Here is a 22,315-nt window from a genome sequence, read left to right on the forward strand (position 1 = left end):
GGAGGAGCGGCCGGGCAGGGGCGCGGGTCGATGGAACGGCGGGATCCATGAGCAGCATCGATGGATCGCGGGTTAGATTCGGGCGCATGACCGATCTCGCCCCGCACGAGCTGCGGACCCTGGTCGCCGTCGAGGAGGAGCGGAGCTTCACGGCTGCCGCCGCGCGCCTGGGCACCACCCAGTCCGCCGTCTCGCACGCCGTGCGCGCCTGCGAGCGGAAGCTCGGTACGGTGCTCTTCGACCGCGGGCGTCACGGCGCGCGCCCCACCGAGGGCGGCGCGCGGGCGGTGGCGTACGCCCGCCGGATCCTGCGGCTGCTGGACGCGATGGGCCCCGAGGTGCGTGGTGCGGGAGCGGACGGGCCGCTCACCGGCACCCTGCGGATCGCCGCCTTCCGCGGCGCCGCCGCCCATCTGCTGCCGCCCGTCCTGGCCCGGCTCGCCGAGCGCCACCCCGGGCTCGGCACCCACGTCCGGATCGTCCGGGAGATCGGCCGCGGCACCGCCGGGGAGGTCGCGGACGGGCGCGCCGACCTCGGGCTGGCCACGCTCGACGCGGGCGGCCCGCCGCCCGTCCCGGGCCTGCTCGCGGTGCGGCTGTACGAGGAGTCGTACGCGCTCGCGCACCCGCAGGGCCACCCGGCGCCGCGCGAGCTCCCGCTGGTCGACTGGGACGAGAACTGCGGCTCGTACACCCGGGACTGGTGGCGACGGCAGGACTGGATCCCGCCCGCGACCGTGGACGTGGAGGACGACACGGTGGCCGTCTCGCTGGTCGCCCAGGGCCTGGGCATGGCGATCATGCCCCGGACGGCCCTGCTCGGCGCCCCGGCCGGCCTCGCCGTCACCGACCTCGGACCGCAGCCGCCGAGCCGCTCCGTCGGGTACGTCACCACGCCCGAGCTGGCCGGGACGGCCGCCGTCCGGGCACTGATCCGCGAGCTGCGCGAACTGCCGCTGCCGGCCGGGCTGTCGGCGGTCCGGCCCCCGACGAGCCGGCCCCCGACGAGCCGGCCCCCGACGAGCCGGCCCCCGGCGACTCAGCCCTCGGCGGCTCAGCTCCCGGCGGATCGGTCTTCGACGGATCGGTCCCCGACGGCCTCCCGGAGCGTGCGGAACTCTTCGGCCAGCCCGTCCAGGGTGTAGTGGGCGTTGAGGCCGCTGGGGTTCGGCAGCACCCACACCTCGGTGTCGCCGATGCCCTCCGGCTGCCGTCCGAGCGCGGCCCGGCGCTGTCCGAAGGCCGTCCGGTAGGCGCCGATGCCGAGCACGGCCAGGACGCGCGGGCGCAGCCGCAGCACCCGTTCGCGCAGCGCGGCGCCGCCCTCGCGCAGCTCCTCGGCGGTCAGCTCGTCCGCCTTGGCGGTGGTGCGCGGGGCGACGTTGGTGATGCCGAGGCCGAGTGCGAGCAACTCCTGCTGCTCGTCCGGCCGGTACTGGCGTCCGGTGAAGCCGGAGCGGTGCAGGGCGGGCCAGAAGCGGTTGCCCGGGCGGGCGAAGTGGTGACCGGTGGCGCCGGACCACAGGCCCGGGTTGATGCCGCAGAACAGCACCCGCAGCCCGGGCCCGGTGACGTCCGGGATGGTGGTGTCCTTGGCGCCGCGCAGCTGCTCGGCGGTGGGCTTCATCGGTGCGCTCGGATTCACCCGGCCAAGTCTGCCCGGCCCTGCGTCGGGGCCTCCGCCTGGCCCTCCGCCGAAGTCGAAGTCGAAGCCGGATCCGGGGCCGAAGACGGAGCCGGATTCGGGGCCGAAGTCGGAGCCGGATCCGGAGCCGAAGTCGCGGCAGCGGAACGGCGGTTGTGCAGCAGGCGCAGACCGAACACCACCGCGGCCGCGTAGGCCCAGCCGACGAAGACGTCGATGATGAAGTGCTCCGCGCCGTAGACCAGGGTGAAGGTCATCGCGAGCGGGTAGGCGACCAGCACCGCCCGCAGCCAGCGCTTGGCGGTGGGCCAGAAGAAGAAGAGCAGCATCGCCGGGTAGGCGGAGTGCAGCGAGGGCATCGCGGCGACGTCGTTGGCGAACTGACTGCCGTTCTCCAGCAGCGAGTCGGCCTGCGGCAGCCCGCTCACCGAGATCACCTCCCAGACCACCCGGGACAGGTGCGGCAGGTTGCCCTCCTGGGAGACCAGCCACGGTGGGTCGGCCGGATAGAGGATGTAGGTGGCGAAGCCCGCGAAGGTGAGCGTCAGGTAGCAGGCGAGCAGCTGCCGGAACCGGTGGTGCGCGCGCCGCCAGAGCACCGCGAGCAGCAGGAAGACGACGAAGAAGTGCGAGAGGTAGACGGCCACCGCGGCGTAGTCGTACCAGTGCGGCGAGCCGGAGGTGTAGAGGGCGTGCTGGAGCCGGACGGTCCAGGTCTCGCCGAGGCCGAGCACCTCGTCGAAGCGGAGCTGCGGCACCCAGTGCGGGGCCCACGGGGTGTGCGCGCCGTAGCCGCGCAGCAGCGAGTACGTCCACACCACGGCCATCACCGGGACCCAGTCGCGCAGGACCAGGAGGAAGCCGCGGGGGCCGTGCCCGCTGTGCACGGCGGCGGTCAGCAGGGCGGCGATCAGCCAGAGGAACAGCACGTCGTTGGCTGCGGGGATGCCCTCGGTGCGCAGGAACCAGAGGAAGAACGTCAGGTAGAGCGGCCAGGCCAGCCACCGGAGTCTCGACCAGCCCGTCACGCGGGGTCGGGGCGGAGGCACCGGGCGCGGCTGCCCGGCCCGCACGTGGTGCGGGGCCGGGGGGAGGGTCTTGGTCATGCGCACCGAAACTAGCAACTCAAGCTTGGAGGACACTGGGTGAAATATGACCGGATCGTAAGAACAGCCGACTCGGTCGGCATCCGGTTCGACGCACGGTCAGACATGGTCAGGCCACGATGCCGAGCTCGTGCGGGGTGTTGTTGAAGCGGCGGCCGCCGGCCGGGGTGACGGTGACGATGTCCTCGATCCGCACCCCGAACCGGCCGGGCAGGTAGACGCCGGGCTCGATCGAGAAGCACATGCCGGGCACCAGCGGCCGCTCCTCGCCCTCGACCAGGTAGGGCGGTTCGTGCGTGGTGGTGCCGATGCCGTGGCCGGTGCGGTGGATGAAGTACTCGCCGTACCCGCCCTCGGTGATCACCCGGCGGGCGATCCGGTCGATCTCCTGGCACGCGACCCCGGGGCGGACCGCCTCGAAGGCGGCCTGCTGGGCCTGCCGGACCAGCTCGTGCACCTTCCGCACCTCGTCCGGAACGTCCGGGCCGACGTGCACCGTGCGGGTGGTGTCGGAGCCGTAGCCGTCCTTGAGGCCGCCGAAGTCCAGCACCACGGTGTCACCCGTACGGATGACCCGGTCGCCGGCCTCGTGGTGCGGGTTGGCGCCGTTCGGGCCGGAGCCGACCACGGTGAAGTCGACCTGGCTGTGCCCGTACTGGATGAGCAGCGCGCCGAGGTCGGCGGCCACGTCGGTCTCCCGGCGGCCGGCGAAGTCGACCTCCAGGATGCGCCGGTAGGCGGCGTCCGCCGCGCCGCCGGCCGCGGCCAGGCGGTCCAGCTCCTCGGCGTCCTTGACGGCGCGCAGCATCGGCAGGCTGTCGGTGAGCGAGGTGAAGGAGACGCCGGGCAGCGCGGCCTGGAAGCCGAGCAGGTGCAGCGCCCAGGTGTTGTCGGAGACGCCGTACCGCCCGGCCGGGGCGAGCAGGGGGCCGGCGGTGGCGAACGGGTCCTCGCCGTCGGACCAGTCGAGCAGCCGGACGGCCGGGGCGCCGACCGCCTTCTCGGCGTCCGGGCGCTCCAACTTGGGGACCACCAGGGCGGGTTCGTTCCCGGCGGTGAGGACGAGGGCGGTCAGCCGCTCGGTGATCGCGGTGGGCGAGTAGCCGCACAGGTAGGCCAGGTCGGGGCCGGGGGCGACGACCAGGCCGGCCAGCCCGGCGGCGGTCGCCTCGGCGGTGGCACGGGCCATCCGGGCGGTGTGGTCCTCGACGGTGAAGGGGCGGGGCACGGCGGTTCCTCCTCTGGGGCCGGACGGGCTCTGCTGAGACGCCATCGGGTCAACTCCATCACTTCCTCGCCGAGTTGGCGAAGCCCTCGGTGAGGCACCGCCGCGATCCGGACGGCGGGCCGGCCGATCCTCCGCCGGCCGGGGCGGCTTCGACGGCCCCGCCGGACCCCAGCGGGGGGCGCCGTCACCCCGGCCGGCGACCGGCGCGGCCGGCAGCCGGAACACGAGCGCCGGGACGAGGCGGAGGAGGACGCGGGCCAGGACGCGGACCGCCGTGGCCGGGGCGGCGACCGTCCGGTGCGGCGGGAGCGTGTCCGTGGAATGCATGCGGTCCTCCTCCGTGCGGCCCCGGCCGGAAGTGCCCGGCTGCACGGGAGCCGGCGGAAGGGCCCGGGACGGGCCGTACCCGGCCAGTCCACCCGGGCGCCGCGGCCGCCGCACGCGCACGGGCCCGAGCGGGTGACCGGCGGCGCGATCGGCACCGGGGCCGGCACCGGGACCAGCGGCAGGAACGGCTCCGGGGCCGGCCGCGGTCCGCGCCGGGGTGCTCCGCGGTCTGCTCTACGGCCTGCTCTACGGTCTCCGACCGGGCACGGAATCATAAATTCCGCGCCGGTTGTCGGTGCCGTGGGACACCATGTCCGGCATGTCCTACGAACTCCAGGCGCTGATTGGAACATTTGAGCTGCTGACGGTGGCGGCGGCGGAGGTTCCGGCGGCCCGGGTGGTGCCGCTGGCGCAGGGGCTTGCGCTGATCCCGGTCACCTCCGCCGTCCGTGCCGCGCTCCAGGGGGACGGCAGCGTGCGCAAGCCCGGCGGCGGGGCCGGGTTCGGCTGGCACTCGGACGGCTTCGAACTGCGGCTGGCCGCCTGGTCGAAGGCCGGCCCGATCGCCTGCGTCGAGGCCGAGTACTTCGGCGGCAGCGGCACCCAGCGTGCCGCCGTCTGGACGGACGGCAAGGTCGTCCTCGGCCCGCTCACCATCGGCGAGTTCGAGCCCGCCCCGGCCGAGGGCACCCCGATATCCCGTGTCCTGCGGCAGGTCGGCGCACGCACGGAGGAGGGCCGGGCGGACGAGTTCGAGTCGGTCGGCCTGGGCCGGCACCGCAGCACCGGCGGCTGGGCGGAGCCGGCCGGCTGACCCGGTCGGCCCCGTGCTCGCGGGGATCGCCCGGCCGCGGGCCAGGGCGGTCAGGGCGAGGTGGGGGCACTGGTGCGCCGGCGCCGACCGATGGAGCGGAGCAGGACGGGGCGCGGTGCCGAGGACGTCCTCGGCGCCGCGCCCCGTCATGACCGTGGCTGCTCGGAGCCCGCGCTTCCGCAGGCCCGGGCCCGTACTAGCGGTAGTTCACGTACTGGACCGCGAAGTCCAGGTCCTTGCCCTTCAGCAGGGCCTGCACGGCCTGGAGGTCGTCGCGGCTCTTCGAGCTGACGCGCAGCTCGTCACCCTGGACCTGCGCCTTGACGCCCTTCGGGCCCTCGTCACGGATGATCTTCGCGACCTTCTTCGCGTCCTCCGTGGTGATGCCCTCCTTGACGTTGGCGAAGATCTTGTACTCCTTGCCGGACAGCTGCGGCTCGCCGGCGTCCAGAGCCTTCAGCGACAGGCCGCGCTTGATGAACTTGGTCTGGAGGACGTCGAGGATGGCGCGCACGCGCTCCTCGCCGTTCGCCTTCATCTCGATCTTCTCGCCGGAGCGGCTGATCTCGCCGCCGACGCCCTTGAAGTCGAAGCGCGTCGCGATCTCGCGGGAGGTCTGGTTGATCGCGTTGTCGACCTCCTGCCACTCGACCTTCGAGACGATGTCGAAACTGGAGTCGGCCATGGGTGTTGGTCTCCTTGATGCTCTGGCTGCACTGGCACGGCCCGCCCCTCCGGGCGCCCGCAGCCCCAGCCTATCCAGCGCCACACGGGCCCCGCCCGTAGCGGTCGCCCGAGGTTTCTTGATCATCGTGTGATCTATCGAGTGGCGGAGTACCCCCCGGCATCAGGTATGGTTTACCAAGTCGAACGGGGTGAACACCCCGGGAAACGAAAATCCTGGCTGGTTGCCCGAGCGGCCAAAGGGAGCAGACTGTAAATCTGTCGCGCAAGCTACGCAGGTTCGAACCCTGCACCAGCCACAGGATAGAGAAACAGCCCCCGATCTGCGGAAACGCAGATCGGGGGCTGTTTCGTTTTCTCCGGGCCGTCCCGCCTGGAGCCGGACCCCGGCCCCGGGCACACTTATTGCACATTGCTTGCAATTACTGGCCACAGGCAGCAGAGTAAGGGCCGGGGGTGGGAGTCCTTCGACAGAGCTGATCGTCTTCCCAGCCGGCGACCGCCGGGACAACGGCTCGCCCCACCCCCGCCAACAGCCACCGGACGGGCCGGCGCGGCGTGACGGCCGCGTCAAGGGCGCGTCAAGGCCGCTCGTGGCGGCGTCAGGAACGCGTAGGACCCGCCGGGCGGCGGGCGTGTGGACCGCAGGATCGGACCTACTGCCGACTGCGGAGGTCCCGTCCGATGTCCAGCGCCACCACCACCCCGGCCGTCACGGTCGAACCCGAGCCACCTGATACCGGTACGGGCGGCGACCGGCACCGGCTCAGCGCGCTGGGCGGGCTGGCCGCGCTCTCGTTGGACGCCATGGCTTCGGTCGCGTACGGACCGGAGTCGATCGTGCTGGTGCTGGCCGCCGCCGGGGCGTACGGGCTGGGCTTCACGCTGCCGGTCACCGCGGCGATCGCCTTGCTGCTGGCGGTGCTGGTCGCCTCCTACCGGCAGGTGATCGCGGCCTTCCCGGACGGCGGCGGCTCCTACGCGGTGGCCAAGGCGCACCTGGGCCGCCGGATCGCGCTGACCGCGGCCGCCTCGCTGGTCATCGACTACGTCCTGAACGTTGCCGTCTCGGTCACCGCCGGCGTCGCCGCGCTCACCTCGGCCGTACCGGGCCTGTACGACGACCGGGTCTGGCTCTGCCTGGGAGTGCTCGCACTGGTCACCGCGGTGAACCTGCGCGGGATCGCCGAGTCGGCGCGCTGGTTCATGGCACCGACCGCCGTCTTCGTGCTCTCCATCCTGGCGATCATCGTGGCCGGCCTGTTCCGGGACGGCCCGGCCAGCACCGCGGCCGCCACCGGCCACGCCTCGACGCTCGCCGAGAACGCCACCACCGTCGGCGCGCTGCTGCTCCTCAAGGCCTTCGCGGCCGGCTGCTCCGCGCTGACCGGCGTGGAGGCGGTGGCCAACGCCGTCCCCGCCTTCCGCACCCCGCGGGTCAGACGCGCGCAGCACACCGAGGTGGCGCTCGGCGCCCTGCTCGGCGTGATGCTGATCGGGCTGGCCGTGCTGATCGGCCGTTTCCACCTCCAGCCGGTCGAGGGCGTCACCGTGCTCGCCCAGCTCGCCGACGCCTCGCTCGGCCACGGCTTCGGTTTCTACGTCGTCCAGTTCGCCACCGTGGTGCTGCTGGGGCTGGCCGCCAACACCTCCTTCGGCGGGCTGCCGGTGCTGCTCGACCTGCTGGCCCGGGACAACCACCTCCCGCACCTGTTCGCGCTGCGCGCCGACCGCCAGGTGTACCGGTACGGCGTGCTGTTCCTGGCCGCGGTGTCGGCGGCGCTGCTGGCCGGCTCCGGCGGGGACGTCAACAGCCTGGTGCCGCTGTTCTCGATCGGTGTGTTCGTCGGCTTCACCGTCTGCCAGGTCGGCATGGTCCGGCACTGGCTGTTGCACCGGCCCTCCGGCTGGCGGTGGAAGGCCGCGCTGAACGGCTTCGGCGCGGTGCTCACCGGTGCCGCGGCGGTGGTCGTCACCGGCACCAAGTTCACCGAGGGCGCCTGGGGCATCGTGGTGGCGCTGCCGCTGCTGGTGGTGCTGTTCGAGGCGGTCCACCGCAGCTACGCGCGGATCGGCGAGCGGCTGGAGCTGGGCCGGGTGCCCGGCCCGTTGACCAGGCAGCGCAGCCTGGTCGTCGTCCCGGTGACCGCGATCACCCGGCTGACCAGGGACGGCCTGTCGGCGGCGCTCTCGCTCGGCGACGAGGTCATGGCGGTGACCGTGGTGCACGAGCCGGCCGCCGCCGAGGCGCTGCGCCGGGACTGGGAGCTGTGGCGGCCGGGCGTGCCGCTGGTGGAGGTCCCGGACGTCCACCGCCGGCTGGGCCGGCCGATCGCCGACTTCGTCAACGAGCTGGGGGCGGAGCACGCCTACGACCGGCTGACCGTGCTGATCCCCGAGGTGGAGCCGGCCCGCTGGTGGCAGCGGGCGCTCCAGAACCGGCGCGGCGCCGTCATCGACCGCGCCCTGCGGCGGCACACCGACGCGGTGGTCTGCCGGCTGCGCATGCGGATGTGACCGGGAACGGGGGTGAACGGCCCCGGACGGCAGCCTGCCGTCCGGGGCCGTTCCGTTCCCGGACCCCGCCGCCGGGCCGCCGCCGGACCCCGCTGCCGGGCCACTGCCGGACCCTGCCGCCGGGCCGCCGACCGATCTCGGCCCGATCACGACGGTCTCGGTCCGGTGAAGCGCCCGTCAACGTCGCGTCAACGTCGCGCTATCACCCGTATGGAGGGCGTCAGGGGGCCATAACGCGCCCCTGACGGCTGCTTTGCTGCATCTGCCGGTCGTCCGCCGGTGCCGCGTGAGCCCCTTCGGCCCAGGTCGCGGCATCTCCCGAACCACTCTGGTGGAGCCCATGTCCGATCTCATCTACGTCGGTGTCACGGTCGCCGTGTTCGCCGTCATCGCCCTGATCGCGCGGGGGGTGGAGAAGCTGTGAACGAGCGCAGCGAGCGAACCATCAACAGGGGCGTGTTGCGCGAAGCGCCCGCCGAGCGCAGCGAGGTGGGCGCATGAGCGCCGAGAACATCGCTGGTCTGGTCGTGGCCGTCGCACTCGTCGGCTATCTCGTCGTGGCGCTGATCTTCCCGGAGAAGTTCTGACATGGGATCCACTCTCGCGGGCTGGCTCCAGGTCCTCGCCCTCGTCGGCGCGCTGGCCCTGTGCTACCGCCCCCTCGGCGATTACATCGCCAAGCTCCTCACCTCCGCCAAACACCTGAGAGTCGAGCGCGGCATCTACAAGGTGATCGGCGTCGACGGCGACGCCGATCAGCGTTGGCCGGCGTACCTGCGTTCGGTGCTGGCCTTCTCGGCCGTCTCGGTCCTCTTCCTCTACGGCCTGATCCGCCTCCAGGGCTACCTGCTGCTGAACCTGGGCGTTCCGCAGATGGAGGGCCACCAGGCCTGGAACACCGCGATCTCGTTCGTCGCCAACACCAACTGGCAGTCCTACAGCGGCGAGTCCGCGATGGGCCACCTGGTGCAGATGGCGGGCCTGGCGGTGCAGAACTTCGTCTCCGCGGCCGTCGGCATCGCCGTCGTCGCCGCGCTGATCCGGGGCTTCACCCGTAACAGGACGGACCGGGTCGGCAACTTCTGGGTCGACCTCACCCGGATCAGCCTGCGCCTGCTGCTGCCGATCTCGATCGTCTTCGCCCTGGTCCTGGCCGCCAACGGCGTGATCCAGAACTTCCACGGCTTCCACGAGGTGACCACCCTCGCGGGCGAGGTCCAGAAGGTCCCCGGTGGCCCGGTGGCCTCCCAGGAGGTCATCAAGCTGCTCGGCACCAACGGCGGCGGCTTCTTCAACGCCAACTCGGCGCACCCGTTCGAGAACCCGACCGGCTTCACCAACCTGGTCGAGATCTTCCTGATCCTGCTGATCCCGTTCGCGCTGCCGCGGACCTTCGGCCGGATGGTGGGGGACAACCGCCAGGGCTACGCGATCGTCGCCGTGATGGGCCTGTTCTGGGTCGCCTCGGTGGCCCTGCTCACCTTCGCCGAGTCGCAGCACCAGGGCAGCGCCCTGCAGGCCGCGGGCGCCGCGATGGAGGGCAAGGAGCAGCGCTTCGGCATCGCCGCCAGCTCGCTGTTCGCCGCGTCGACCACGCTGACCTCGACCGGCGCGGTGAACTCCTTCCACGACTCGTACACGCCGTTCGGCGGCGGGCTCACGGTCTTCAACATGATGCTGGGCGAGATCGCGCCCGGCGGTGTGGGCTCCGGCCTGTACGGCATGCTGGTGCTGGCGGTCGTCGCGGTGTTCGTGGCCGGTCTGATGGTCGGACGCACCCCCGAGTACCTGGGCAAGAAGCTCGGCGGCCGGGAGATGAAGTTCGCCTCCCTGTACATCCTCACCACGCCGACGATCGTGCTGGTCGGCACGGGTGTGGCGATGGCCCTGCCGGGCGAGCGCGCCGGGATGCTCAACTCGGGTGCCCACGGCTTCTCCGAGGTGCTGTACGCCTTCACCTCGGCCGCCAACAACAACGGCTCGGCCTTCGGCGGCATCACCGTCAACACCGACTGGTACGACACCGCGCTCGGCCTGGCGATGATCTTCGGCCGTCTCCTGCCGATCGTCTTCGTCCTGGCGCTGGCCGGCTCGCTCGCCCAGCAGCAGCCGGTCCCGGCCACCCCGGGCACCCTGCCCACCCACAAGCCGCTGTTCGTGGGCCTGCTGTCGGGCGTGATCCTGATCGTCGTCGGCCTCACCTACTTCCCGGCCCTGGCTCTCGGGCCGATCGCGGAAGGTCTGTCCTCCTGATGTCCACCCCTACGCTCAACCCCGTACCGGCCGTCCCCAGCACCGAGCCGCACAGAGTGGCGAGCGGCCTGCTCGACCCGAAACTGATCGTCGCGTCCCTGCCGGACGCGGTGAAGAAGCTCGACCCCCGGGTGATGGTCAAGAACCCGGTGATGTTCGTGGTCGAGGTCGGCTCGGTGGTCACCACGATCTCCGCGATCGCCAGCCCGTCCGTGTTCGCCTGGGCGATCACCGTCTGGCTCTGGCTCACCACGGTCTTCGCCAACCTGGCGGAGGCCGTCGCCGAGGGCCGCGGCAAGGCCCAGGCCGAGACCCTGCGCAAGACCAAGACCGAGAGCGTCGCCCGTCGGCTCACCGACTGGCCCGCGACCCGGGCCGAGGAGGAGGTGCCCGGCACCGAGCTGCGGCTCGGCGACCACGTGGTGGTCGAGGCCGGGCAGGTCATCCCCGGCGACGGCGACGTGGTCGAGGGCGTCGCGAGCGTCGACGAGTCGGCGATCACCGGCGAGTCCGCGCCCGTCATCCGCGAGTCCGGCGGCGACCGCTCCGCGGTGACCGGCGGCACCAAGGTGCTGTCCGACCGGATCGTGGTGAAGATCGCCTCGGAGCCCGGCAAGTCGTTCATCGACCGGATGATCGCCCTGGTCGAGGGCGCCGCCCGGCAGAAGACGCCGAACGAGATCGCGCTCAACATCCTGCTGGCCTCGCTGACCATCGTCTTCCTGGTCGCGGTCGTCACGCTCCAGCCGATGGCCACCTACGCGGGCGCTCCGCAGTCGATGATCGTCCTGGTCGCCCTGATCGTGGCGCTCATCCCGACCACCATCGGCGCGCTGCTCTCCGCGATCGGCATCGCCGGCATGGACCGCCTGGTGCAGCGCAACGTGCTGGCGATGTCCGGCCGCGCCGTCGAGGCCGCCGGCGACGTCAACACCCTGCTGCTCGACAAGACCGGCACCATCACCCTGGGCAACCGCCAGGCCGCCGAGTTCCTGCCCGCCCCGGGCGTGGGCACCGACGAACTGGCCAGCGCCGCGCAGCTCTCCTCCCTCGCGGACGAGACCCCGGAGGGCCGCTCGATCGTGGTCCTGGCCAAGACCGAGTACGGCCTGCGGGCCCGCGCCCAGGGCGAGCTGACCCACGCCACCTGGGTCCCGTTCACCGCCCAGACCCGGATGTCGGGTGTCGACCTGGACGAGGCCGAAGGGGTCCACCAGGTCCGCAAGGGAGCCGCCGGCGCGGTCACCAACTGGGTCACCGGGAACGGCGGTTCGGTCGGCAACGAGGTCTCCGCCCTGGTCGACGGCATCTCCGCGGCCGGTGGCACTCCGCTGGTCGTGGCCACCAAGATCGGCAGCGAGCCCGCCCGCGTCCTGGGGGTCATCCACCTCAAGGACGTGGTCAAGGAGGGCATGCGGGAGCGCTTCGACGAGCTCCGCCGGATGGGCATCAAGACCATCATGATCACGGGCGACAACCCGCTGACCGCCAAGGCGATCGCGGAGGAGGCCGGCGTGGACGACTTCCTCGCCGAGGCCACGCCCGAGGACAAGATGGCCCTGATCAAGAAGGAGCAGGAGGGCGGCAAGCTGGTCGCGATGACCGGCGACGGCACCAACGACGCCCCCGCGCTCGCCCAGGCCGACGTCGGCGTCGCGATGAACACCGGGACCATGGCGGCCAAGGAGGCCGGCAACATGGTCGACCTGGACTCCAACCCGACCAAGCTGATCGAGATCGTGGAGATCGGCAAGCAGCTGCTGATCACCCGCGGCGCGCTGACCACCTTCTCGATCGCCAACGACGTGGCCAAGTACTTCGCGATCATCCCCGCGATGTTCGCCGGGGTCTACCCGGGCCTGAGCCACCTCAACATCATGGGCCTGCACAGCCCGCAGTCCGCGATCACCTCGGCGATCATCTTCAACGCCCTGGTCATCATCGGCCTGATCCCGCTCGCCCTGCGCGGCGTGCGCTACCGCCCGTCCGACGCCAGCTCCCTGCTGCGCCGCAACATCGGGATCTACGGCTTCGGCGGCCTGGTGGTGCCGTTCGTCGGCATCAAGCTGATCGACCTGATCGTCCAGTTCATCCCCGGCCTCAACTGACGCGGGGAAGGAGAGAAAACCATGTCCAAGCCCCTGCCCGCCGTCGTGCGGACCCACCTCACGGCCCTGCGGGTACTCCTGGTGCTGACCGTGATCCTCGGGGTCGCGTACCCGCTGCTGATCACCGGCATCTCCCAGGTCGCCTTCACCGACAGGGCGAACGGCTCGCCGGTGGAGTCCGACGGCAAGGAGGCCGGCTCCAGCCTGATCGGCCAGAGCTTCAACCTGCCCAAGGTCAACCCGGACGACCCGAAGGAGGAGGCCCAGCCGGACCCGAAGTGGTTCCAGCCCCGCCCCTCCGCGGCCGGGACCGGCTACGACGCCTCCTCCTCCGGCGCCAGCAACCTCGGCCCCAACAACGAGGACCTGCTGAAGGCCGTCAACGACCGCCGCGCCGCCGTCGCCGCGTTCGACGGCGTCGACCCGGCGAGCGTCCCGGCCGACGCGCTGACCGCCTCCGGCTCCGGCCTCGACCCGCACATCTCCGTCGCGTACGCCAAGGAACAGGTCGACCGGGTCGCCAAGAACCGCAACCTGCCGGTGGAGACGGTGACCAAGCTGGTCGACGAGTACACCGAGAGCCGCTCGCTCGGCTTCCTCGGCAACGAGGGCGTCAACGTCGTCCTTCTCAACAAGGCGCTGAGCGAGCAGAAATGACGACACATCACACACGCGCATGACCTGGCCGGCCCGGTCGCGGGAGCACGTCTCCCGTGACCGGGCCGGCCGCGCCACAACCCACACACGCACCATCCAAGCTGTCGGCTTCTCGATGGAAAGAGCAGTGCCCATGGCCCGCGACCTCACCCCCGGCACCGGCAACCGCGGAGGCCGGCTGAGGGTGTACCTCGGCTCCGCGCCGGGGGTCGGCAAGACGTACCGGATGCTGGACGAGGCCCGGCGCAGACGGGAGCGCGGGGCCGATGTCGTGGTCGGGTACATCGAATGCCACGGCAGACGCCACACCGAGGCCATGCTGGCGGGCCTGGAGGTCCTGCCGCGGGTCCGCCGCTCCTATCGGGACGCCGAGTTCGAGGAGATGGACCTCGACGGCGCGCTCGCCCGCCGCCCGGCCGTCGTGCTGGTGGACGAGCTGGCGCACGCCAACATCCCCGGCGGCCGGCACGCCAAGCGCTGGCAGGACGTCGAGGAACTGCTCGCCGCAGGGATCGACGTCATCACCACCGTCAACATCCAGCACCTGGAATCGCTGAACGACGTCGTCCGGAAGATCACCGGCATCCCGCAGCGCGAGACCGTCCCGGACGAGGTGGTCCGCCGGGCCGACCAGATCGAACTCGTCGACATGGCCCCGCAGGCACTGCGCCGCCGGATGGCCCACGGCAACGTCTACAGGGCGGAGAAGGTGGACGCCGCGCTCTCCAACTACTTCCGGATCGGCAACCTCACCGCCCTGCGCGAACTCGCCCTGCTCTGGGTGGCCGGGCGGGTGGACGAGGGCCTGCGCGACTACCGGGCCAGCCACAACATCGACCGGGTCTGGGAGACCCGCGAGCGGGTCGTCGTCGCCCTCACCGGCGGCCCCGAGGGCGAGACCCTGATCCGCCGCGCCGCCCGGATCGCCGACCGCACGGCCGGCGGCGACCTGCTGGCCGTCCACGTCTCCCGCAGCGACGGCCTGGCCGGCGCCTCCTCCGGCGCGCTCGCCCAGCAACGGCAGCTGGTGGAGACCCTCGGCGGCAGCTACCACGTGGTGGTCGGCGACGACGTCCCCACCGCACTGCTCACCTTCGCCCGCGCCCACGACGCCACCCAACTGGTGCTCGGCACCAGCCGCCGCGGCCGGATCAACCGGTTCCTCACCGGCCCCGGCACCGGGCAGACCACCGTGGACGCCTCCGAGGACATCGACGTCCACATGGTCACCCACGAGTTCACCGGCCGCGGCCGGCTGCCCTCGCTCGGCCGCCGCCACTCCCGGCGCCGCACCATCGCCGGCTACCTGGCCGGCCTGGTGCTGCCCTGGCTGCTCACCGCCCTGCTCTCGCAGGCGGACCACAGCATCAACCTGACCACCGACGCGCTGATGTTCCAGCTCGGCGTGGTCGTCGTCGCCCTGCTCGGCGGCGCCGTGTCGGCCCTGCTGGCCTCGGTCGTCGCCTCGGTGCTGCTCAACTACTACTTCATCCCGCCGATCCACAGCCTGACCATCGGCGAGACCAACAACATCGTCGCCCTGGTGGTCTTCGCCGCCATCGCGCTCACCGTCTCCACCGTGGTCGACCACGCCGGCCGGCTCACCAGCCGGGCCGCCCGCGCCACCGCCGAGGCCGAGACGCTCTCCACCCTGGCCGGCAGCGTGCTGCGCGGCGCCGACGCGCTGCCCGCCCTGCTGGAGAAGTCCCGGACGGCCTTCGGCATGCGGGCCGTCGCCCTGCTCTCCCGGGCCGACGGCGAGGTGCTCGCGCTCTGCGAGGACGACCACCAGGACGACGGCGAGGGGCCGCACGGGACCACCGAGGTCCCGGTCGGCGCGGACGCCGTCCTGGTGCTCACCGGCCGCCGGCTGCCCGCGGCCGACCAGCGGGTGCTGACCGCCTTCGCCGCCCACGTCGCCGCCGTGCTGGAACGTGACCGGCTGGCCGTGGTCGCCGCCGAGGTCGAGCCGATCAAGGCCGCCGATCGGATGCGCACCGCCCTGCTCGCCGCCGTCAGCCACGACCTGCGCACCCCGCTGGCCGCCGCCCGCGCCTCGGTCGGCTCGCTGCGCAGCCCCGACGTCGAGTTCTCGCCCGAGGACCAGGCCGAACTCCTCGCCACCGCCGACGAGTCGCTGGTCAAGCTCACCCGGCTGGTCGACAACCTGCTCGACATGAGCCGCCTCCAGGCCGGCGCGCTCACCCTGCACCTCACCGGAACCCACCTGGACGAGGTCCTGCCCCGGGCGCTCGACAGCCTCCCCGACCCGTACGCGCCGATCCAGCCGCTCGACCTCGACACGACCCCGCCGGTGCTCGCCGACCCGCCGCTGCTGGAGCGGGTGCTCGCCAACGTGATCACCAACGCGCTGCGGCACAACGCCCCCGGCGCGCCCGTCCTGGTCACCGCCAGCCACCACGCCGACCAGGTCGAGATCCGGGTGATCGACCGCGGCCCCGGCATCGCCCCCGAGGACCGCGACCGGGTCTTCCTGCCTTTCCAGCGCCTCGGCGACACCGACAACACCACCGGCGTCGGCCTCGGCCTCGCGCTCTCCCGCGGCCTCGCCGAGGCGATGGGCGGCAGCCTGGAGGTCGAGGACACCCCCGGTGGCGGCACCACCATGCTGCTCACCCTGAACGCCGCCACCACCGAGCCCGCAACCCCCGGGGAGGAATCACCGCATGAGTGAACGGAGTGATCGAATCACCGAAAGGTGCGTGTCCCGCCGAGCGACCGTCGAGCGGTGGGGGTCCCCCCGGCCGCAGGCGGGGGGAGGGGCGGACGCATGAGCGAGATCCTGGTCGTCGACGACGAGCCGGCCCTCCTGCGCACCCTGCGGATCAACCTCAGCGCCCGGCACTACGCCGTCCGCACCGCCGCCAGCGGCGGGGAGGCGCTCGACCGCGCGGCGCACTCGGCCCCGGACGCCGTCCTGCTCGACCTCGGCCTGCCCGACCTCGACGGGATGGACGTGCTGCGCGGCCTGCGCACCCGCAGCGCGGTGCCGATCATCGTGCTCTCCGGCCGGACCGACGCCGCCGACAAGGTGGGCGCCCTGGACGCGGGCGCCGACGACTACCTCACCAAGCCGTTCCTGATGGACGAACTGCTGGCCCGGCTGCGCGCCGTGCTGCGCCGGCCGCCGGGCGGCGTGCCGCTGGGCCGGCCGGTGATCGGCGACCACACCGTGGACCTCGTGGCCACCGCGGTGAACGGCCCGAACGGCCCGGTCCGGCTCACCCCGACCGAGTGGCGCATCCTCGCCCTGCTGCTCGCCAACCCCGGCCGGCTGGTGCCCGGGAGGCAGATCCTGCGCGAGGTGTGGGGCCCAGCCCAGGAGGGGCACGGCAACTACCTGCGGGTCTACTTCGCCGGGCTGCGCCGCAAGCTGGAGCGCGACCCGGCCCGGCCGCGGCACCTGATCACCGAGCCGGGGATCGGGTACCGGTACGTGCCGTGACCGGCGGCCGGCGCGCCCTCCGTCAACGAACCGTCAAGAGCCGGACGACGGGCGACAGGAGGGCGTCAAGGCCGCCGGGCCGCGGTGCTTCGCGGGCGTAGCGTCGGTGTCGAAGGAGCGGGCCCTGCTCCGTGTGGGGGAAGCCCGGGGCCGCTCCGGCCGCCGTCCACGGACGGCCAGCAGGTGGGGGAGGGGCGCGCGACACCCGTCGCGCGCCCCCATGTGCCCACGGAACCGACCCGGCCCGGCTCAGCCGTCCCCGCCCCCGGTCTGCCGGGGCAGCGCCAGCACCACCGTGTCCGCGAACTCCCGGACCGCGCTGGTCCGGCTGACCACCCGGCCGCTGTGCACCACCAGCCGGCTGTGCCCGCCCGCGAGCGCGCCGGCCAGGCTGTCCCCGCGCACCGCCAGCAGCTCCGCCGGGAATCCGGCGTCCACCCGGACCGGCGCCAGGCCGAGCGCCGCCCGGGCCTGGTTCGCCACCGCGTCGTACGCCGCCTCCGGGTCCAACTCCCCACCGGCCGCCAGCAGATAGGCCGACTCCAGCGGATCCGCCCGGCCGACCGGATTGGACGGGTCGCGCAGTGCCCCGCTGCCCGCCGCCAGCGGCACCCGGGCGGCTGCCAACTCCCGTACCAGGCCGGGCCGCAGGCCTGTCGTCCGACCCTCCAGCCCGGCGCAGCAGCCGTTCTGCGGCAGGCAGACCACCCGGACCCCGCTGGTCGCCAGCACCGTCGACGCACCCCGGGCCAGCGCCCCGCACGGGCCGAGCGTCACCCGTGGCCGAAGTGGCGCCAACGCCCCGGCCATCCGGGCGAGTTGGGCGGAATCCGCGGCGCTGGTGTGCAGGTCCACCGGGCAGTCGGCCTCCCGGGCGGCCTCCAGCAGCAGCTGTACGTACCCGGCCGGGTCCGGGTCCAGCTCCGGACAGCCGCCGGCCGCCGTGGCGCCCAGCTTGAGCGCCTCGCGCAGCTGCGCCCGGCCGTCCGCCCCGGCTCGTCCGGTGAGCAGCCGGGGCATCGCCACCGCCTGGAGGTCGGCCAGCCCGCGCAGCGCCTGCCGGGAGGTGAGCACAGCCTCCAGCCGGCGCAGCCCGTGCACGTCGCCGATCCGGACGTGGGTGCGCTGGGCGGTGGCGCCGTAGCCGAGCGAGGTCAGCGCGGCTTCGGTGATCCGGCGGGTGAGGTCGGCCGGGGTCTCCGGCGGCGGGGTGGGCAGGGCGGCGGAGAAGGCGGCGTCGTAGTGGGCGTGCGCCTCGGCGGGGGCCGGGAGGAGCAGGTAGCCGCGCAGGTCGATCCGGGCGCCGGTGATGACGGTGGGCGCGCCGGGCAGGGCGGGCAGCGGGCCGAGGCTGCCGGCGGTGCCGACCGCCTGGATCCGGTCGCCGCTGATCCGGACGTCCACCACCCGTCCGTCGGCCAGCCGGGCGCCGGTGAGCAGCAGGACCGGGCCGTGCCCGAGCGGGTTGGCCGCCGGGCCGGGCCCGGAGTGCGGCCCGTCGGCGGCTGCGCTGTCCATCGCCGGCTCCTTCTCGGGCCGGCCCGTGCGGTCGGCCCCGTACGGCTGGCCCGTACTGCCGGCCAGTCCTCCCGATCAATGAGCGTCGAGCCTATGGGCCCGGGGGGCGGGGCGCCGGGAGGCGGGCATTAGTCGTATCGGGTCGGGCCGTACGGCTCGTGGGCCGATCGAACGCCGGGCCTTGGATCGTCCGCCAGTACCCCTCGCCCACCTGCGGTCTTCGCCGCGGGATACGGATTTCACCTCCGGGCGCGGAACGTGTAATCTCTTCCTCGTTCGCCCCTATAGCTCAGTCGGTAGAGCGTCTCCATGGTAAGGAGAAGGTCTGCGGTTCGATTCCGCATGGGGGCTCGGGTGAGAAGCAGTCAGCTCCGGCTGTTCTGTGGATCACTGTGGCGGTGTAGCTCAGTTGGTAGAGCAAGCGGCTCATAATCGCTGTGTCACCGGTTCAAGTCCGGTCACCGCTACCCCGCGTAGTCGGTCGGGAGATCGCACTCCCGGTCGGCTACTCTTGTTGTGTTCTTATTCGTTGTCCAAGGAAGGCACTCCCGTGGCTGCCACCGACGTCCGCCCGAAGATCACGCTGGCCTGCGTGGAGTGCAAGGAGCGGAACTACATCACCAAGAAGAACCGGCGTAACGACCCGGACCGTCTTGAGATGAAGAAGCACTGCCCCCGTTGCAACTCGCACACCGCGCACCGCGAGACCCGCTGACCCTCTCGCAGGGCGACGGGCCTGTGTGAAACCAGGTCTTCGACTCCGGGCCGCATCCCTCACAGGGGGTGCGGCCCGGAGTTTTTTCGTATCCACCCGCGTTCCGAGGAGCTGCCATGGCGCTCGACCCCTCCTTCATCGGGCGTAGTTACCCGCCCACCGAGCCGTACGAGGTCGGCCGGGAGAAGATCCGTGAGTTCGCGACCGCGATCGGCGACGCCAACCCGGCGTACACCGATCCGGAGGCGGCGAAGGCGCTGGGCCACCCCGACGTGATCGCCCCGCCGACCTTCCCGTTCGTGATCACCTACCGCGCGGCCGGTCAGGTGGTCGAGGACCCGGAGCTGGGCCTGGACTTCAGCCGGGTGGTGCACGGCGACCAGAAGTTCGTCTACACCCGCCCGGTGCGGGCCGGCGACCGGCTGTCGGTCGCGGTGACCATCGACAACATCAAGTCGCTGGCGGGCAACGACGTGCTCACCGTGCGCGGTGAGGTGACGGACGGGACCGGCGAGCACGTTGTGACGTCGGTCATGACCCTGGTGGCCCGGGCCGCCGACGAGGCGGGGGAGTGAGCGCGATGGCGATCAGCTACGACGAGGTCGAGGTCGGCACCGAGCTGCCGGCGCAGTCCTTCCCGGTGACCCGCGACACGCTGGTGCGGTACGCGGGCGCCTCGGGTGACTTCAACCCGATCCACTGGAACGAGAAGTTCGCCCTGGAGGTCGGCCTGCCGGACGTCATCGCGCACGGCATGTTCACCATGGCCGAGGCGATCCGGGTGGTCACCGACTGGGTCGGCGACCCGGCCGCGGTGGTCGAGTACGGCGTGCGCTTCACCCGCCCGGTGCCGGTGCCGAACGACGGGGTCGGTGCGGTGGTCGAGGTCTCCGCCAAGGTCGCCAAGAAGCTGGACGACCGCAAGGTGCAGGTCGACCTGCTGGCCACCACGGGCGGCCAGAAGGTGCTCGGCATGTCCCGGGCCGTCGTCCGGCTCGGCTGAGCCGCTCCCGCGCGTCGGCGGCCGCGGCCGGGGTCCGTACCGTTCGGATCTCCGGCTGCGGACGCGGGTCTTGCCTGGATAGTGATTGGCCACTAACTTGGAGCTCATGGCGAAGTCGAGCATCCGGATGAGTGCGGAGGAGCGGCGCGAGAGCGTCGTCCGGGCCGCCCTGACCGAGTTCGCCCGGGGCGGGTACCACGGCACCTCCACCGAGGCGATCGCGCGCCGGGTGGGCGTCTCGCAGCCCTACCTGTTCCGGCTGTTCCCGGGCAAGCAGGCGATCTTCGCCGCGGCCGCCGAGCGCTGCGTGGAGGAGACCTGGCGGGTCTTCGACGAGGCCTCGGCCGGGCTGTCCGGCGAGGAGGCCGCCCAGGCGATGTCCGACGCGTACCTGGGCCTGGTCGAGGACCGCGACCAGCTCATGATGCAGATGCAGCTCTACGTCTCGGTCTTCGCGGCCCGGGCGGCCGGCGAGGAGGAGATCGGGGAGACCGCCCGGCGGCTGTGGGAGAGCCTGTTCGACCGGGTCAGGATCCGGATCGGCGGCGACATGAAGGGCGCCACGCAGTTCTTCGCGTACGGGATGCTGATCAACACCCTGGTGGCGCTGGGCTACCCGCCGGACCACCGGATCTGGGCCGGCTTCGACGGGTGCGAGGCGCCGGAGTAGACGGGTCGCACGGTGGCGTCCGTGCGGCCCCTTTTCGGCCCATTGAAGTTATTGAGCAATAACTACCTTCAACGACCTAGAGAAACCTGGGGGAAGCCATGACGGACAAACCGGCCATGGGCAGAGCCGCGATCTGGACCCTGGTGATCGTCAGCGCGGCCAGCTTCATGGCCGCACTGGACAACCTGGTGGTCACCACCGCACTGCCGTCGATCCGCGAGGAGCTCGGCGGCGGGCTGTCCGACCTCGAATGGACGGTCAGCGCCTACACCCTGAGCTTCGCGGTGCTGCTGATGTTCGGCGCCGCCCTCGGCGACCGCTTCGGCCGGCGCCGGATCTTCCTGGCCGGCCTGGCGGTCTTCACCGCCGGCTCCGCCGCGGCCGCCCTGTCCCCGGGCATCGGCGAACTGATCGCCGCCCGTGCCGTCCAGGGCACCGGGGCCGCGGTGATGATGCCGCTCACCCTCACCCTGCTCACCACCGCCGTGCCCGAGGCCAAGCGGGGGCTGGCCTTCGGCGTCTGGTCGGGCGTCAGCGGCCTCGCCGTCGCCGCCGGGCCGCTGATCGGCGGCTCGCTGACCGAGCACTTCTCCTGGCAGTGGATCTTCTGGGTGAACGTCCCGGTCGGCCTCGTCCTGCTGCCGCTGGCCTTCCTGCGGCTCGGGGAGAGCCGGGGCGCGGACCGGGCCCTGGACGTGCCCGGAACCCTGCTGGTCAGCCTGGGGATGTTCGGGATCGTCCTCGGCCTGATCCGCGGCAACCCGGACGGCTGGACCAGCCCGTTGGTCCTCGCCGCCCTGATCGCCGGCGCCCTGCTGCTGGTCGCCTTCGTCTGGTACGAGCAGCGGGTGGCCGCCCACCCGATGCTGCCGATGCGGCTGTTCCGCAACCGGGCCTTCTCCGCCGTCAACGCGGCCAGCCTGCTGATGTACCTGGGGATGTTCGGCTCGATCTTCCTGATCAGCCAGTACCTCCAGGGTGTCGGCGGCTTCAGCCCGCAGGAGGCGGGCATCCGGATGCTGCCGTGGACGGCGATGCCGCTGCTGGTCTCGCCGGTCGCGGGCATCGTCTCCGACCGGATCGGCGGCCGGCCGATCGTGGTCGCCGGGCTGGCGTTGCAGGCCGCGGGCCTGGCGCTGTTCGGCCTGGTCGCGGACGGGAGCACCGGCCTCGACTACCTCGCCCAGGTTCCGGCCATCGTGATCTGCGGGATCGGCATGTCGCTGTACTTCGGCCCGACCGCCCAGCTGGTGATGGCCAGTGTCCGGCCGCAGGAGCAGGGGATCGCCTCCGGCGCCAACAACGCGCTGCGCGAGGTCGGCGGGGCGCTCGGGGTGGCCGTGCTCGCGGCGGTGTTCTCGGAGCAGGGCGGCTACCGGTCCGCGCGGGCGTTCACGGACGGGCTGGTGCCCGCGCTGTACGTCGGCGCGGCCGCTGTCGGGCTCGGCGCGCTCGCCGCGGCGTTCATCCCGCGGCGGCGCAAGGCGCTGGTCGCGGCGGCGGGGGAGCGGGCCGGGGAACCGGCCGCGCCCGCGCGGATCTGAGCCGCCGCGGCCGAAGCCTCGGGTGCGCGCCCCAGGGTCCGTGCCCCGGGGGGCCGCGCC

Annotated in this window: 18 protein-coding genes, 3 tRNA genes and 1 pseudogene; 17 read left to right on the top strand and 5 right to left on the bottom strand. The window is 72.5% G+C overall.

Annotated features, from left to right (window positions below; all coding sequences use genetic code 11):
- Window positions 1-86: 86 nt before the first annotated feature.
- Window positions 87-947: pseudogene (locus AB0O11_RS02070) on the top strand (LysR family transcriptional regulator); the annotation flags it as partial.
- Between the two features lie 107 nt (window positions 948-1,054).
- On the opposite strand, the gene mug reads toward AB0O11_RS02070, so the two are convergent.
- The 3 genes from mug to AB0O11_RS02085 form a co-directional block, all read right to left on the bottom strand.
- Complete coding sequence (mug, locus tag AB0O11_RS02075) at window positions 1,055-1,627, bottom strand: G/U mismatch-specific DNA glycosylase (RefSeq protein ID WP_363381259.1); 573 nt, start codon at window positions 1,625-1,627, stop codon at window positions 1,055-1,057.
- A 14-nt stretch (window positions 1,628-1,641) separates the two neighbouring features.
- On the bottom strand, window positions 1,642-2,751 hold the full coding sequence (locus AB0O11_RS02080) for a phosphatase PAP2 family protein (RefSeq protein ID WP_363380821.1): 1,110 nt from the start codon (window positions 2,749-2,751) through the stop codon (window positions 1,642-1,644).
- A 109-nt stretch (window positions 2,752-2,860) separates the two neighbouring features.
- On the bottom strand, window positions 2,861-4,024 hold the full coding sequence (locus AB0O11_RS02085; RefSeq protein ID WP_363380824.1) for an aminopeptidase P family protein: 1,164 nt from the start codon (window positions 4,022-4,024) through the stop codon (window positions 2,861-2,863).
- Between the two features lie 601 nt (window positions 4,025-4,625).
- On the opposite strand from AB0O11_RS02085, the gene AB0O11_RS02090 reads away from it, so the two are divergent.
- Window positions 4,626-5,120, top strand: coding sequence for a hypothetical protein (locus tag AB0O11_RS02090; RefSeq protein ID WP_363380826.1), 495 nt, complete (start codon window positions 4,626-4,628; stop codon window positions 5,118-5,120).
- A 196-nt stretch (window positions 5,121-5,316) separates the two neighbouring features.
- Here AB0O11_RS02090 and AB0O11_RS02095 read toward each other — a convergent pair whose 3' ends face one another.
- Window positions 5,317-5,805 (bottom strand): YajQ family cyclic di-GMP-binding protein, encoded by a 489-nt coding sequence (locus AB0O11_RS02095; protein ID WP_363380829.1) that lies wholly within the window; start codon window positions 5,803-5,805, stop codon window positions 5,317-5,319.
- A gap of 217 nt (window positions 5,806-6,022) precedes the next feature.
- On the opposite strand from AB0O11_RS02095, the gene AB0O11_RS02100 reads away from it, so the two are divergent.
- The 8 genes from AB0O11_RS02100 (at window position 6,023) to AB0O11_RS02135 (ending at window position 16,805) form a co-directional block, all read left to right on the top strand.
- Window positions 6,023-6,103, top strand: a tRNA-Tyr gene (locus AB0O11_RS02100).
- Window positions 6,104-6,488: 385 nt separating this feature from the next.
- A complete protein-coding gene (locus tag AB0O11_RS02105; RefSeq protein WP_363380831.1) occupies window positions 6,489-8,321 on the top strand; it encodes an APC family permease in 1,833 nt (610 codons plus the stop codon).
- Between the two features lie 497 nt (window positions 8,322-8,818).
- Window positions 8,819-8,908 carry a K(+)-transporting ATPase subunit F gene (gene kdpF / locus AB0O11_RS02110; RefSeq protein ID WP_045693083.1) on the top strand — a complete coding sequence of 30 codons (90 nt, stop codon included), beginning with the start codon at window positions 8,819-8,821 and terminating at the stop codon, window positions 8,906-8,908.
- 1 nt (window position 8,909) lies between these two features.
- Entirely contained in the window at window positions 8,910-10,574 is a 1,665-nt protein-coding gene (gene kdpA / locus AB0O11_RS02115) for a potassium-transporting ATPase subunit KdpA (protein ID WP_363380834.1), read from the top strand.
- Window positions 10,574-12,682 (top strand): potassium-transporting ATPase subunit KdpB, encoded by a 2,109-nt coding sequence (kdpB, locus tag AB0O11_RS02120; protein ID WP_363380836.1) that lies wholly within the window; start codon window positions 10,574-10,576, stop codon window positions 12,680-12,682. Before kdpA ends, kdpB begins: the two co-directional genes overlap by 1 nt.
- A 21-nt stretch (window positions 12,683-12,703) precedes the next feature.
- Window positions 12,704-13,339 (top strand): potassium-transporting ATPase subunit KdpC, encoded by a 636-nt coding sequence (gene kdpC / locus AB0O11_RS02125; protein ID WP_363380837.1) that lies wholly within the window; start codon window positions 12,704-12,706, stop codon window positions 13,337-13,339.
- 133 nt (window positions 13,340-13,472) lie between these two features.
- The gene (locus AB0O11_RS02130; RefSeq protein WP_363380839.1) at window positions 13,473-16,034 is read left to right on the top strand and encodes a sensor histidine kinase KdpD; all 2,562 of its coding nucleotides are present in this window, start codon (window positions 13,473-13,475) and stop codon (window positions 16,032-16,034) included.
- A gap of 96 nt (window positions 16,035-16,130) precedes the next feature.
- A complete protein-coding gene (locus AB0O11_RS02135; protein WP_363380841.1) occupies window positions 16,131-16,805 on the top strand; it encodes a response regulator in 675 nt (224 codons plus the stop codon).
- A gap of 249 nt (window positions 16,806-17,054) precedes the next feature.
- On the opposite strand, the gene AB0O11_RS02140 is transcribed toward AB0O11_RS02135, so the two are convergent.
- Window positions 17,055-18,323 carry a hydrolase gene (locus AB0O11_RS02140; RefSeq protein WP_363380843.1) on the bottom strand — a complete coding sequence of 423 codons (1,269 nt, stop codon included), beginning with the start codon at window positions 18,321-18,323 and terminating at the stop codon, window positions 17,055-17,057.
- Window positions 18,324-18,601: 278 nt separating this feature from the next.
- On the opposite strand from AB0O11_RS02140, the gene AB0O11_RS02145 reads away from it, so the two are divergent.
- The 7 genes from AB0O11_RS02145 (at window position 18,602) to AB0O11_RS02175 (ending at window position 22,255) form a co-directional block, all read left to right on the top strand.
- Window positions 18,602-18,674: transfer RNA gene (locus AB0O11_RS02145), tRNA-Thr, on the top strand.
- Between the two features lie 43 nt (window positions 18,675-18,717).
- Window positions 18,718-18,790: transfer RNA gene (locus AB0O11_RS02150), tRNA-Met, on the top strand.
- Window positions 18,791-18,873: 83 nt separating this feature from the next.
- Window positions 18,874-19,038: a 50S ribosomal protein L33 gene (gene rpmG / locus AB0O11_RS02155; protein WP_006604855.1), complete on the top strand. Its 165-nt coding sequence runs from the start codon at window positions 18,874-18,876 to the stop codon at window positions 19,036-19,038.
- Between the two features lie 116 nt (window positions 19,039-19,154).
- A complete protein-coding gene (locus AB0O11_RS02160) occupies window positions 19,155-19,613 on the top strand; it encodes a MaoC family dehydratase N-terminal domain-containing protein (protein WP_363380846.1) in 459 nt (152 codons plus the stop codon).
- Between the two features lie 5 nt (window positions 19,614-19,618).
- Window positions 19,619-20,041 carry a MaoC family dehydratase gene (locus tag AB0O11_RS02165; RefSeq protein WP_030055766.1) on the top strand — a complete coding sequence of 141 codons (423 nt, stop codon included), beginning with the start codon at window positions 19,619-19,621 and terminating at the stop codon, window positions 20,039-20,041.
- A 106-nt stretch (window positions 20,042-20,147) separates the two neighbouring features.
- A complete protein-coding gene (locus AB0O11_RS02170; protein WP_363380849.1) occupies window positions 20,148-20,711 on the top strand; it encodes a TetR/AcrR family transcriptional regulator in 564 nt (187 codons plus the stop codon).
- A gap of 98 nt (window positions 20,712-20,809) precedes the next feature.
- Window positions 20,810-22,255 carry an MFS transporter gene (locus tag AB0O11_RS02175; RefSeq protein ID WP_363380851.1) on the top strand — a complete coding sequence of 482 codons (1,446 nt, stop codon included), beginning with the start codon at window positions 20,810-20,812 and terminating at the stop codon, window positions 22,253-22,255.
- Window positions 22,256-22,315 lie beyond the last annotated feature (60 nt).

The organism is Kitasatospora sp. NPDC093102, assembly GCF_040683915.1.
In the GTDB taxonomy this organism is placed as follows: Bacteria; Actinomycetota; Actinomycetes; order Streptomycetales; family Streptomycetaceae; genus Kitasatospora.